Genomic DNA, 13,624 nt, shown 5'->3' on the forward strand with positions numbered 1-13,624 from the left:
TTATTTACCATATTTAACATAGGGAGGAAAGATGGAAATGAAAAATTTGCTCAAGAAGGCAATCACAATGATGCTGGCATTTACTCTGCTACTTGGATTGATGACAGCGCCGCCCGTTCATGCAGACAACGCACTTTTCACAATTGAAAGCGAAAACGCTCAGCTCACCTCCGATCTTCAAGTGACGACCCAAATTTACGGACAGCCCAAACCCGGATACTCTGGAAGCGGATTTGTCTGGATGCAGAATTCCGGTACAATTTCCTTCACAGTGACTGTCCCAGAAACCGGCATGTATACGATCTCCACACGTTATATGCAGGAGCTCAGTGCTGACGGCAGGCTTCAATCTTTAGCCGTTAACGGCGTTACGAAGGGGTCGTATATGCTGCCCTATACGACCACATGGTCGAATTTCGATTTTGGCTATCACAAGCTGAATCAAGGCAGCAACACTATTCAACTGAAGGCTGGCTGGGGTTTCGCTTATTTTGATACCTTCACTGTGGATTATGCCGATCTTGATCCCCTGGATGTGCAACCTGTCCTCAGCGATACTCAAGCGACTCCGGAAACTCAGCTTCTGATGAATTATTTAACGGAGGTTTACGGCAATCATATGATCTCCGGCCAGCAGGAGATTTACGGAGGCGGAAATGACGGCAATTCCGAGCTGGAGTTTGATTGGATTCACAATTTAACGGGAAAGTATCCGGCGATCCGCGGATTTGATCTGATGAATTACAATCCGCTTTACGGATGGGAGGATGGTACGACCGCCCGGATGATCGATTGGGTGAATAACCGGGGCGGGATCGCGACAAACAGCTGGCATATCACTGTGCCCCGAGATTTCACCGCCTATCAGCTCGGGGAATTTGTAGATTGGAAGAAAGCCACCTACAAGCCGACAGAAACCAATTTTAATACAGCCAATGCGGTAGTTCCAGGTACGAAAGAATACCAATATGTACAACTGGCCATTGGGGATTTGGCGGAGCAACTGCAGATTCTGCAAAATAACAATGTGCCGGTTATCTTCAGACCCTTCCATGAGGCGGAGGGCAACGGTGGATTGAATGGAGAAGGTGCATGGTTCTGGTGGGCTTCGGCAGGCTCGGAGGTGTACAAGCAGTTGTGGGACCTGCTCTATACTGAACTTACAGAAACGTACGGTCTGCACAATTTGATCTGGACCTACAACAGCTACGTGTACAGCACTTCTCCCGCATGGTATCCCGGCGATGATCAGGTGGATATTGTAGGCTATGATAAATACAACACGATCTATAACCGCTATGACGGTTTGTCTGGTGTGCCCAATGAGGACGCGATTACCTCGATTTTCTATCAGCTTGTTGATTTAACGGGCGGTACGAAAATGGTAGCCATGACGGAGAACGACACCGTTCCAAGCGTTCAAAATCTGACAGAGGAAAAATCGGGCTGGCTCTATTTCTTACCGTGGTATGGTGAGCATCTCATGAGTTCCGCCTTTAATTATCCGGCTACCTTAACAACGCTGTACCAAAGCAATTATGTAATCACGCTCGATGAGCTACCTGATTTGAAGGTTAACAATCCAATTCCAAGTGCGTCTATCACACCTGCAAACGTCGAATTTGATAAAAATGCCTCCAATCAGAGTGACAAAGCCATCACCGTGAATTTAAACGGCAATACGTTAACCGCTCTCCGGGCAGGCGCAAATACATTAATAGAGACTCAGGATTATACCTTGAGTGGAAATACGCTGCTGCTCAAAAAAGCATTTCTGGCGACACTGCCGGTTGGCGAGCATTCGATCATCTTTGATTTTAATAAAGGACAAGATCCCGTATTAAAAGTGAAAATTGTCGATACCACGCCAAGCGCATCCATTGCGCCCGTGAGCGCTGCATTTGATAAAGCGGCGAATCTAACCCAGGATATTTCCGTAGTCCTTACCTTAAATGGACACCAGCTTGCAAGTATCACAAATGGAAATTCCACACTTTTAGCGAGTCAGGATTATACGGCATCAAGCGCTGCTGTTGTTCTGAAAAAATCCTATCTTTCCACGCTTCCGCTGGGACAGAATACCCTAACCTTTCATTTTAATGGAGGAAATAATGCTGTTCTTACAGTGAACGTAGCGGATAGCAGTGTTCCAGTACCCACTGGAGATTTGACGGTCCAAGCTTTTAATGGCAACACAAGTGCCTCCACCAACGGGATTTCACCCAAAATCAGAGTAGTCAATACCGGTGATTCAGCGATTCAACTAAGTGATGTGAAGGTCCGGTATTACTATACGATTGATGGCGAGAAAGATCAGAGTTTCTGGATCGATTGGGCCAGCATCGGAAATGCGAATGTAACCGGCAATTTCGTTAAGCTGGCGACTCCTGTTGCCAGTGCAGATTATGTTTTGGAAATTGGTTTCACGAGTTCGGCTGGAACACTTAATCCAGGTCAGAGCGCAGAAATTCAAACCCGTTTCTCCAAAACCGACTGGTCCAATTACAACCAGGCTAATGATTATTCGTTCAAGGCATCCAGCAGTCAATTCATCAACAATGAACAGGTCACCGGGTATATGAATGGTCAGCTTGTGTGGGGGATTGAGCCGTAAGCTTTTAATGAAAAAAGGTATCTTTGTGTAATACAAAGATACCTTTTTTCATTTTGGGAAGAAGCAGGGAGTGCAATGGGAGAACCATTTCTGAAGTAGCCAGATTGCTCGATGATCAGTTTCTGGAGAAGGAAAAGCTTGAATTGAGCGAGATTACCATCGACTGTGTTGGCTATTTGTAGAACTGGAGCAAAGAAATTTTTGTTAAAATTAGGGATTTAGGTGCTTGTGTGGAATTTTTGTAGTCAGTCGCGATTCTCCTGAGTCGTTCCTATGGTGTGCAATGTCGCATTAATCCGGCTGCAATGTCGCAAAAGTACATGGAAATAGAGTATGAAGATAGATTATACTCGCTTTATTGATCTGATAATGAAAATCATTATCATACATAAGGGGGAGTCAGCATGAAAAGAACAAAGAAGAGGCAAGCAACCGGTAGAAAGGTAGATGCTGCCCAAAAAGCAGGACTATTAATGATATGGATGATGGCACTGGTACTTGTGCTAACGGCTTGCGGTACTGGAGGTGGAGCAAATGCGGGCACTGCCGCACTGCCATCTGCTTCAGCCGAGCCGTCACCTACATCTGAGACACAGGCTCAGACTGCAGCCTTTCCGGTTACCATCTCGCATATGAAGGGCAAATATACGTTGACTGAGAAGCCGAAGGTCATTGCCGCGCTTGATGTGAAATTCATCGATCAATTGTTAGCGATAGGCGAGCATCCGGCAGGCAGCGTTGTAGCTGGAGCGAAGGATGCAAAGTTTCCAGAATATTTAAGTGAACAATTGGGTGATGTGAAGGTCCTGGGCACACGCGATGAGCCCAATCTTGAAGCTATTGTAGCGATGAATCCGGATCTTATATTGATGACCGACTTTCAGGAGCAGGTGTATGATAGCGTCAGTAAAATAGCGCCCACAATAGTACTCGACTTCTATGAAGATTGGCGGGATACATCGGCTACCATCGGTATGATAACGGGCAAGCAGGCGGAGGCGAAGGTAGTGCGTCAAGCCTACGAGGACAAAATCGTCGGACTGCGGGAGCAACTGTCGGCGAAGCTGGGCGACGAAACGGTAGCTCTAATTCGCCCAAGACCGGAAGGTATTCGCGTACACGGTCCCGAACATCGGACCGGAAGCATTCTTTATGAGGATTTGGGATTGAATATCCCTGCATTCGTTCAGGAGATCAAAGATGATACCTCCGTTGAAATTTCGATGGAGACCATCGCTGATATCGGAGCAGATCACTATTTCCTGTTATCGGATGAATTGTTTGCCAAAGAGGCAGAGGCAATGGCGAACAGTCCGGTCTGGAAATCTCATGATGCCGTTAAAAATAACCGCGTATACAATGTGAATTCAACGCTCTGGATCGCTTATTATGGGCCAATTGCCCTCAACATTATTGTAGATCAAACGGCGGAAGCGTTGTTGGGATCACATTAAAATGGACAACTATCTGTCGTCTGCCTCTTGGAAGCAAATGGCGGAGGAATACCGTCTGTGGGTAGGTGAACCGCCTGAAGGCAACGTTCGGACAATTGCTCTTAGCCAGTTGCACGAAGAAGCTGCATGCCGCGAGTATGTAAGCTGGCTTAAGGGTTATATCGGTGCACCTGATATGCAGGTTGCCGCTTCCATGCTGGCCAAGCGGATCGGTTATCTGTGGATCGCACCGATGCTGACCGCTATGACCCTTCATAACCGGGAAGTCTCCATCCCGCTGGAGAACTGCTTCCTCTATCATCCGGCTTCCCCAGCTTTTAAAGGGGATACGCGTTTTCCTTTCCTTGCGCTGAACGGGCTTCGAGCGACGGCGGCACCGGAAGACAGGGAAGCGTGGCGAGAAGAGATCGTAGAGGAAATTTTCGCGGTACGTCTTGCGCCGCTGCTGCACACGCTTGCTGCAATTGGTCCCGTCTCCATGGCAGTACTTTGGGAGAATATTATGGTACGCATTGCCCCGTTGTATTCTCCTGGAACAGGTGAATTTGGGCAAGAGAGGCAACGAATGCAAGCCGATTTTGCCTTCCTGACCCGGATAGCTCCCGGACAATTGTTCGGCGCAAGACGCAATCCGTTTACCCGGTTCACAGAGAACAATGACTTGGCTCCGGTTGCAAAAAACAAGCGTATCACCTGCTGTTTTTATTACAGGATGTCGGCGGAATATTGCGGAAAATGTCCCAAAATTGACAATGAGAATGAATCTCAATTAAAATGACAACAGCAACGCACTCACTTATGTTGCGGACGCGCTTTCTCTAAAGCATGTAATGCTATTCAAGTGCGCCCGTTTTAACAGAGGATGCTATTGTCAGGAGATGAGAGAAATGCCGCTGAAAGAACAGGCAAGTTTATGGAGTGATACAACGATCAAGATGCTTGATGTGCGCAGCGGTACTTTGCCACCCGGCGGCGTTATGAGCGAAACCGGATTAACAGCCAATGTGTTGCTGCTGGCAGGCGGCGGGGAAGGTAGGCTTGTGATGAATGGCGAAATTTGCCATATCCAGGCCTATTTCGCTTGTCACGCAGTCAAGGGATCAGCATTTACTTTGACTGCTGGATCAGAAACCATTCATTATACTATTATTATATACAAGGCTTTTCCAATGTTGGGGGCTGCCCATGTTCTGTTTCCGCAGCGCAATCACCCATTACGAACTTCATTTGTTCACCGTCCTGTGCTCCTGGCTGAACTGCATCAGACTGCGGAACAAATCGAAGCCAAATGGAGCCGGGGCGAAGGGCTGGAGCGTTTCCATGCGAATGCGCTACTGCAAGGAATGCTTTACGAGCTTATTATGGAGTATGAATGTGGTCAGAAAGGCACAGAGGCGGATATGGTGGATGTTGTCGCTGCCTATATAGCGGGGCATTATCGTCAGGAGCTGGAGCTTAAGGAGCTGGCAGCGCTTGCCGGATGCAGTACAAGACAGTTACAGCGGCGATTCAAACAGGAGAAGTTACTAGGACCGATGGAATATGTAATCCAGCTGCGGATGGAGAGTGCCGAGCGGATGTTGCGTCATACGGATGCTCCCATCGGCGAAATTGCAGAAAAAACGGGCTATCGCGACATGTATTACTTTAGCAGGGCATTTAAGAAATATCATGGAGTTCCCCCGCAGATCTACAGGCGCACTGCCGCTTCAGGGATCGGTGCTCTCTCAGCATATTCTGGGCTGCCGGATCGCCTGGCCTCATCGTACGAGACGCTGCAAGGCCCGGTAATTTGTCATATGCGAGGCGAATATTGCGTCACCGCTTCTCCGAGACGTATCGCCGTACTCGACGTTCAATATGCAGACCATTTGCTTGCGCTTGGGATATCTCCGGCAGGGAGTGTAGGAACGGGCAGTGCAGCGTTAAAATTCCCCCAATATATCAGGGAAAGGCTTAAGACAACGGAAATGCTCGGAACTTATGAGTACCCGGACCTGCAAGCTGTCGAACGGCTGCGGCCGGATTTGATTGTCTGTACTGAGGTGCATGCTCAGCATTATGAACGGTTAAGCCGGATTGCGCCAACCCTAATGTTTCAACGGAATGAGAGCTGGCAGACGATTCTGGGCCTGTTCGGTGAATTGACGGACAAGCGGACAGAGGTGGAGCGTATTATTGCGGATTACCTGCGCCGAACAGCATTGCTGTCTGAGCAGCTTTCAACGGCGCTGGCGGGTCAGAGCGTGGCCTTGATCCGTCCGCGTGAGTCGCTGGTACGGGTACATACTGCTTCCCATCGCACAGGTGCCGTGCTGTACCGGGATCTTGGTCTGCCAGCTCCTCTATTTGTCGCAGACACTTCCGACACGGCTTATCATATTACAGTTGATAGACTGCCGGCTGTGCATGCCAGCCATTATTTTTTACTTAGTAATGAGATGATGCAGGAGGGGATATCTGCGACAGAGCAAAGCGTGCGAGGGATGTTGGATTCCGATGAGCGGCCGTATATATACCCGGTAGATGCCGCTACATGGATCGGCTGCTACGGACCGACAGGTATCAATTACATTGTGGATCAGGTAGCCCGTACCTTGCTGGCCTGAACGGTATCAAAGGGCATCCGCTAATTTTAGGCTAAGTTTTAGCCTAAACGTGAACAAGCTCCGGTGATTATCACAGGAGCTTGTTTGTGCTGCGGATTATTTTTTGTTGGGATAGCGCTTAGAACTATCTGTTGGCTCATGCAGGTGCTAAGGGCAGGGCCTTCTTTACGTTATTCCAGACCATTGACAATTATTGTAAAGATGGTGTATTGTAAGTGATAGGTAGTAAGTAGTAAGTAGTAAGTAAATCAAACGCTCACCATACGGAATGAATAAATATCATCCTGTAAATACGAATTAATGGATAGGGGTGGATGGTTATGATGGATCTTAAATTAGCACCAAGTTTTTCATTGATCGCGCTTAATGCTCAGAGAAGTCTTCAGATGACTACTGTCAAGAAAGTGTCTTTGCGCTGCATGGCAGCAGCGGTTATATTGGAGCTTTACTTAGAGGGATGTTTTACACAATCTGAGAACAAGTTAACTTTGCACAAGGAAGCACTTGATCAATCTCATTTAACACTCTATAGAGAAACTGTTCTACAATCCTTACTTCATAATAGTGCTGAGGTGAAGGGTGACCTAAATTGGTGGTTAAAGAAGGCTTCGAGGAAGTCTAACCATCATTTAAAAAAGTTCGAAACCGCGATTTCAGATGATCTTCAAGCCATGAATTTGCTTGAAGATATACCAAGCCTGATAGGGAGCGACATGTATTTTGATTCTGCTGAAGTTGAAATTAGAGCCTATCGCAGTAATATGGAGGCGTACACGAGCATTACAGAGAATATGCGGGCAGAGATTTTGGAAGAGGGCCCAGTTACGGACGAGGTCATTTGTATGCTATGGCTACTTCGTGAATGTGGATGTATGCAAGATTTCTTCTCACTGAACGAATTAGAACAGGTGAATATCAAACTACATGATCTATACCAAAGTAACTTATGGGCAAAGGCATTGTTTCCTATACAAATCCGCCAGGGAATTGAGTTAGGCATCAAACGTTTTTTAGCATTGAAGACAAAGTTTGCGAAGACATTTATCGGCAGTAGTCTCAATCTTATCTTCCCTGCCCTAGAGCGATCACGAGCTGTCTTTATAGAAACAGAGTCTTGGTTTGATAATTCTAATCAAAGGTTAGACGCAGTTATTACAAGATTAATGTCCTATGGACATGAAGTTAAGGTGCTGGAGAGAGGATCGATTGCTACTCTTAAAATTGATAATTTGCTCTACGATGCGATCCCACATTTTGTAATGATGAAAGTGCCAATTCAAGGTGTGCGTCTTATTCCGAAGCGCCCGCTGTAAAGGAGTTGGTTATCAATGTCTAGACAACGATCCATGGAGAATATTATGGCGTCAGAGTATGTATCTATAGGGGAATTAGTAAGAATCACAAATGCTCGTTATAGTACACTCAAACATTACACAGAAGAAGGCATGCTGCCCTTTGAACAGGCAGAGGAGAACTTAACACGCAGATATAAAAGAGAAGAAACCGTCGCGCGCATTCTTTGGATCAAAGAAATGAAAGCAAACGGTTTATCTATCCCACAAATTAAAGAAGCTTTAGGAATGAATTAAATTTCTCTTCACCTTGCAATCAAATCTAAACCTAACTCCGCGGGAGCTTCCCCCCATACTGCGCGCGCAATTGCTGCAATTTATCCAGCTTGCTTAGACTACTGTCCCTGTTCGCTAATCCCACTCCAAGGATCAGATTCTCAATAATATAGGTGGGGCCAACCATGGAGTGGAACTCCCAAACCTCACCTCTCCCGGCATAAAGCACGATATCTGCATCTTGCGATCGCGGGTAGACGAGTCTATCTGTGATCAGGATGACCTGGTAATTTACTTCACGTGCATGGTTCAGTATGACTTCAATCTCAGGCAGTATTTGCACAAATCCAAAGACAAGCAAGACATCTTGTTTGTCAGCATGCATTAAGGTCTCTAGCAGCTCATGGCCGCTGGGGGCCATTTTTTTCATTTGAAGACCAAAACGCGCCATTCGATAGATCATTAGCTCGGCTAATCCGGCGCAAGGGCCAGGGCTGTATACATAAATAATCCGAGCTGTAGATATTGCATCTACTGCACGCTTTAGTACATCGTCGCTTAAATAGCGGCGTGTTTCTTGCAAATGATGTGAACAATTGTCCAGCAGCAGTTGAGGGAGTGAGGTATCGTCTGATCGCTGCATGGCATCACGCATTTTTACAGAAGGTGTGGATTCAAAGCGGAAACGGAGCCGGTTTTTAAAATCTTTGGCATGTTTGTACCCCGCAGCTTTCCAGAACCGTGAAACGGAGGCAATGCTCAAATGCAGCTCGTCTGCCATTTCTTGTTCGGTCATATAGACCACACGTTGCTCATTTTTCTGAATAAAGTCGGCAATTATCCGTTGATTAGGCGAAAAAGCGCGATGGTTCCAATCTTTATACAATCTCTCAATCCTCCTATGATGATGCGATAGATAGAATATAACGTGCGAATATGTTGTAAATATTTTTACAACGTTAAAAATATTGAAAAAAATATTACTCTCATTTAACAAATGAAAAAAGCTGTGATGACATGGCCTTCTTATAATGAAGATAAATTCTTATTGGGAGGCCAAATATTTCATGAGCACGATAAAAACGCGTTACACACTGACTCAGTCACAAAAAATGATGATTTTTGTACTGTCGATGTCGCTTTACGGGTTGTCCAATATGTTTACCGAGCTAGTGCCTGGGATCAAACTGGGCCCGATTGAATTATCCATTGAATATTTCGCCTTCATTCCTTTGACATTATGTATGTTGTTTCACCCCTTATATGCGGCGGTCGGAGCAGCTGTTGGTGAGGTAATCTTCGGGGAATTGATGTTAGGCCAATTTGGAGGTTTAGGGGAGCTGGAGAAATTCATTACCTTCTCACTAGCGATGTATACCGCAGGCCGCATGGTATCTGATCCGAAGAATCGTAGACAGGTTGGAGTGGCTGCGATTACCGGCGTGGCGATTCACCAGTTTTTTAGCTCCGTTATAGATATTGTGAAGGTATGGGTAGGGGTAGAAGAGCTAGAGGCTGTTAAAGGGCTGGCTGAAAGCATCGTTGTAATTGAGGGAGTAGGGTTCCTGAATGATGTACTCTTCTCCGGCATTTTGTTCGCGCTAATTCCTACTATGTATCTGGTTCCGCGTTTATATGGAAAAATTGAACCATTGCTTGGCATGAAGCCGCGTGAGCGGAATATGAAATATGCAACAGGAGCGTGGCTATCTCCTAAGCTGGTCATTGCCGGAACCTTTCTAGTGATGGTAGCGGTGGGGTCAGAATTGTTATCGGAATCGGGCTGGAACTTCGGTGATTTTGAGCTTGCAGGAGCGGAATCGAATGAAAAGACCTTGATTTGGCTCAGTATGTTGGTAGCGGCTGTTGTAGCGGCAACGGCGATTATTACACTGCTTCGGCGTTCGGCACGAAAAAGACAGGAAGCGGGTCAAGCAGATGCGTAATACAATTCTTGAATTGAACAAAATTAACTTTACGTATCCGGGAGCTGAACAACCAGTACTGCAAGACGTAGACTTACGACTGGGAGAAGGAGATTTTATTGCGATCATCGGCAGTAATGGCTCCGGGAAATCTACTCTCTGTAAATGCTTTAACGGCTTAATTCCTCATTATTACACTGGTGATTTCAGTGGAGAGGTGACAGTTTGCGGCCAATCTGCGGATGGAAAAAGTGTAGCAGAGCTGTCCAAACGTATCGGTTATGTTTATCAGGATTTCGAGAATCAATTGGTACGGCCGACGGTGCTTGATGATGTGTCTTTTACACCTCTGAATTATGGATTTACGGATTACAAGGAACGGGGAGAGCGTGCGCTGGCGTTAACCGGACTTAGTGACTTGAGGCATGAATTTATTTGGCAGTTAAGTGGTGGGCAAAAACACCTGCTCGCTCTGGCCGGAGCCCTAGCTATGGATCCGGAAATTCTGGTTATCGACGAACCCGTAGCCCAGCTGGATCCGCAGCATGCACGTCATATCTATGATATTTTGCAGCGTTTGAATGAAGAGCATGGAAAGACCATTGTAGTGATTGAGCATCATGCGGAATTTATTGCGGATTATTGTAAAAATGTTGTCCTGATGGATCAGGGTAAAATGCGCTGGCAGAAGCCTGTGCGTGAAGCTTTGTCATCTGTAGAAGAATTGCTAGAGCTGGGCATTTACCCACCGGATGTGACCCGGGCGGCTTGGCTGCTACAGCCTGATGATCAGAAGTCAAAGCTGCTTCCCTTAAATGCTGAGGAAGGCAGTACCCGCATGATGCTTCGTCAGGATGCTAATGTGGAGACACTTCCAATCGGACGAATTCAAGAGCAGCTCCCCATAGCAGCAAAAGAAGAAAGTTCTATCGTTCAGCTGGAGAATGTCCACCTCTCTTATCGTACGATTCATAAGGTGCCGCATCCTGTACTGAATGGAATTCAGCTAGAACTGCGGCAGGGAGAGTCCATTGCTCTTATTGGCAACAACGGAGCAGGTAAATCTTCATTAATGAAGCTGATTGCTGGTATTGTCAGACCTATAGCTGGAACCGTAAAGGTTAAAGAAATGACGGTGAACGGGCTGCCGCCTGAACGTCTCTCCGGTACGGTAGCTTATGTATTCCAGAATCCGGAGGAAATGTTTATCGAGGATTCTGTGCGTAAGGAAATCGCTTATTATCTGAAGGCGCGGAAACTACCAGATACGGATGAAAGAGTGGATGAGATGCTAAAGGCGTTTCGCTTAAGCGAGCTGGCTGAACGGGATGCCCGACTGTTAAGTGGAGGGCAGCAGCGCCGGGTATCCTTGGCGATTGGTGCCGCGGTTAGGCCCGCCATCATGCTGCTTGATGAACCGACAGCTAATCTGGACATTTCGACCAAACAAGAAATGGTACATGTGCTGGAGACGCTTCGTAATCATGTGAAGACGGTCGTCATCGCAACTCATGATATGCAGCTTGTCTCAGAATGGGCCAGCAGAATAATTGTAATGCATCAAGGGCGGATAATCGCGGATGGGACGAAGGATGAAATTTTCGCTGACGGCCTTCTTTTACGGCGTGCGGGTCTGGCTCAGACCCAATTGATGGAGCTAAGTCGTATGCTCGGTCTCCCTAGAATTTGCAGTAGCTTAGAAGAGTTTGTGAGTTTAGTGGAAAAGAAGGAGGTAGCTGCAATCCATGGAAGCCGTTAAACGGGCACTTGACCGTATATCTGTAGAACAAATCAAATTGGAGTTACTCGGGACCGCATATAACAGCAGCAGCACTTTTCTGGGCAGGCTGGACCCGCGAACCCTGCTGCTCTGGTATCTCTTTTTTGCCATCGTGCCTTGGTTTGTACATAACCGGACAATCCTGTTAGGGATGTTCGTGCTTATGGTTTTAACGACCGTCCTCTCCCGGGTCAGCCCTTATATTATTTTTATATTATGTCTCGGCTTAATCAGCCAGATTGGCTGGATGTTTATATTGTCGCTCTTTTTCGGCGGGGGGATTGAATCCTTGCTGCCTATGCTGACACTGACGCTTAAGCTTTCGGTGATTTCGCTGGCAAGTATTACGGTTTTCTCAAGTCTTGATCCGGAACGACTTAGTGACGGCTTACTATCTTTAGGAATCCCTGATACCTTTGCGTTCAGCTTATCTTATGGCTATCGTATTTTGCCTACTTTACTGGAGGAATTCCATCAAATTCTACTTTCCTTTAGATTGAGAGGGCAACGACCGCTTCAACATGGAATTTTCTACTGGCGAACAATAACGTATTATTTGCGAATCGTCATTCTGGCATTTTACCCGCTCATGTTGAACACAGCTAAACGTTCTCGAACAACGATTGAAGCTCTTGAGACTCGGGGATTTAGCTACGGGCTTAATAATAAGAAAGTGAAGAAGATCAAGTTATCTTATTTGAAAATGAAGCGGTCCGACTGGTACTTTTTATCCGGATCCATTGCTTATGTCATCTTGATATTCTGTATTGGTTATCTCTACCCTGAACTGGTGTATTAACATAACTTACAAGCTCAAAGGAGACGAATTAGACATGATGAATATTGATCTGCATACCCATGGTAAATTATCTAAGAAATCTACGTTTTCCCCCGAATATTTTGCGGAGATGATGTTCGAAGCCAAGGCAAATGGATTACAGGCTGTAGCATTGACCGAGCATTTTAATACTTCTAATTTCTTTGCGATGTATGATGCGCTGGATCAGACTTATCCCTATAACGGGCATTATTACGATGTGAACGGACTTAAACTGTTTCCAGGCATGGAAGTGGATATCGCGGAGACAGGTCACATCCTGTTGATCGGACTGAAGGAGAATGTTCTAGCTGTCCGCGCTTTACTAGATGAACATACACAGGAGGGGAATTTCATACCTTTTAAGCAGTTGCTTGATATGGCCGACGAACATAATCTTTGGAAAATCGGAGCCCACCCCTTCCGAACTTCTACGCCTTTACATCAACTGGATCCGGCATTGCTTCAGCGATTAGACGCTTTTGATTTCAACGCTAAGGATATTTACATGCAGGGGGTGGAGACTTATAAAAACTTGATCACGCCCTTTGCTGAGAAGCTGGGTATGCCTGTGATTGCTGGCAGTGACAGTCATCAGTGTTTGCAGTATGGCAGTGTTGTGAATCGACTGCAAGACTCCTGCTCAACTGTGGAAGAATTGAAGGAAGCTATCAAACAAGGGAACTATGAAATAGAGGTTTCTCCGTGTCTTCATACCAAAGTAAAAGCTTCGGTAATGATGAAAAAACTATTGAAGCAGTTAATTGGCGAAGCCCCCTCCAGAGATGAAGCGGAGTTAGGATATATGGCGTAGAAAGTAGAAGAGGGTTGTTCCATAAGCCATGAAATGATGAAAT

General features: G+C 46.2%; 11 protein-coding genes. 10 read left to right on the forward strand and 1 reads right to left on the reverse strand.

What is annotated here, in order from left to right; all coding sequences use genetic code 11:
- The first annotated feature begins 37 nt into the window (after window positions 1–37).
- The 6 genes from MKY63_RS22390 to MKY63_RS22415 all read left to right on the forward strand — a co-directional run bounded on the left by MKY63_RS22390 (window position 38) and on the right by MKY63_RS22415 (window position 8,266).
- Entirely contained in the window at window positions 38–2,614 is a 2,577-nt protein-coding gene (locus MKY63_RS22390) for a glycosyl hydrolase (RefSeq protein ID WP_339809841.1), read from the forward strand.
- A 404-nt stretch (window positions 2,615–3,018) separates the two neighbouring features.
- Complete coding sequence (locus tag MKY63_RS22395) at window positions 3,019–4,068, forward strand: iron-siderophore ABC transporter substrate-binding protein (protein ID WP_076143816.1); 1,050 nt, start codon at window positions 3,019–3,021, stop codon at window positions 4,066–4,068.
- A gap of 1 nt (window position 4,069) precedes the next feature.
- Window positions 4,070–4,846, forward strand: a complete 777-nt coding sequence (locus tag MKY63_RS22400; protein WP_076143818.1) for an IucA/IucC family C-terminal-domain containing protein — start codon at window positions 4,070–4,072, stop codon at window positions 4,844–4,846.
- 109 nt (window positions 4,847–4,955) lie between these two features.
- Window positions 4,956–6,677 carry a helix-turn-helix domain-containing protein gene (locus MKY63_RS22405; RefSeq protein WP_076143820.1) on the forward strand — a complete coding sequence of 574 codons (1,722 nt, stop codon included), beginning with the start codon at window positions 4,956–4,958 and terminating at the stop codon, window positions 6,675–6,677.
- A 320-nt stretch (window positions 6,678–6,997) separates the two neighbouring features.
- Window positions 6,998–7,990, forward strand: a complete 993-nt coding sequence (locus MKY63_RS22410) for a hypothetical protein (protein ID WP_076143822.1) — start codon at window positions 6,998–7,000, stop codon at window positions 7,988–7,990.
- Between the two features lie 15 nt (window positions 7,991–8,005).
- Complete coding sequence (locus MKY63_RS22415) at window positions 8,006–8,266, forward strand: helix-turn-helix domain-containing protein (RefSeq protein WP_036688642.1); 261 nt, start codon at window positions 8,006–8,008, stop codon at window positions 8,264–8,266.
- Between the two features lie 31 nt (window positions 8,267–8,297).
- Here the strand turns inward: MKY63_RS22415 and MKY63_RS22420 are convergent, their stop codons facing one another.
- The gene (locus MKY63_RS22420) at window positions 8,298–9,131 is read right to left on the reverse strand and encodes a MurR/RpiR family transcriptional regulator (protein WP_036688639.1); all 834 of its coding nucleotides are present in this window, start codon (window positions 9,129–9,131) and stop codon (window positions 8,298–8,300) included.
- A gap of 181 nt (window positions 9,132–9,312) precedes the next feature.
- Here MKY63_RS22420 and MKY63_RS22425 point away from each other — a divergent pair, with 181 nt between their 5' ends.
- Genes MKY63_RS22425 through MKY63_RS22440 form a run of 4 tightly spaced genes read left to right on the forward strand, consistent with a single transcriptional unit; the run spans window position 9,313 to window position 13,581 of the window.
- A complete protein-coding gene (locus MKY63_RS22425; protein ID WP_076143825.1) occupies window positions 9,313–10,191 on the forward strand; it encodes a cell division protein FtsQ in 879 nt (292 codons plus the stop codon).
- Entirely contained in the window at window positions 10,184–11,929 is a 1,746-nt protein-coding gene (locus MKY63_RS22430) for an energy-coupling factor transporter ATPase (protein ID WP_339809843.1), read from the forward strand. Before MKY63_RS22425 ends, MKY63_RS22430 begins: the two co-directional genes overlap by 8 nt.
- A complete protein-coding gene (locus MKY63_RS22435) occupies window positions 11,916–12,749 on the forward strand; it encodes an energy-coupling factor transporter transmembrane component T (protein WP_038572018.1) in 834 nt (277 codons plus the stop codon). The genes MKY63_RS22430 and MKY63_RS22435 overlap by 14 nt, the downstream gene beginning before the upstream one ends.
- A gap of 34 nt (window positions 12,750–12,783) precedes the next feature.
- Window positions 12,784–13,581 carry a PHP domain-containing protein gene (locus MKY63_RS22440; RefSeq protein WP_306068376.1) on the forward strand — a complete coding sequence of 266 codons (798 nt, stop codon included), beginning with the start codon at window positions 12,784–12,786 and terminating at the stop codon, window positions 13,579–13,581.
- Window positions 13,582–13,624 lie beyond the last annotated feature (43 nt).

It is taken from the genome of Paenibacillus sp. FSL R7-0189 (assembly GCF_037969925.1).
Classification (GTDB): domain Bacteria; phylum Bacillota; class Bacilli; order Paenibacillales; family Paenibacillaceae; genus Paenibacillus_AQ; species Paenibacillus_AQ odorifer.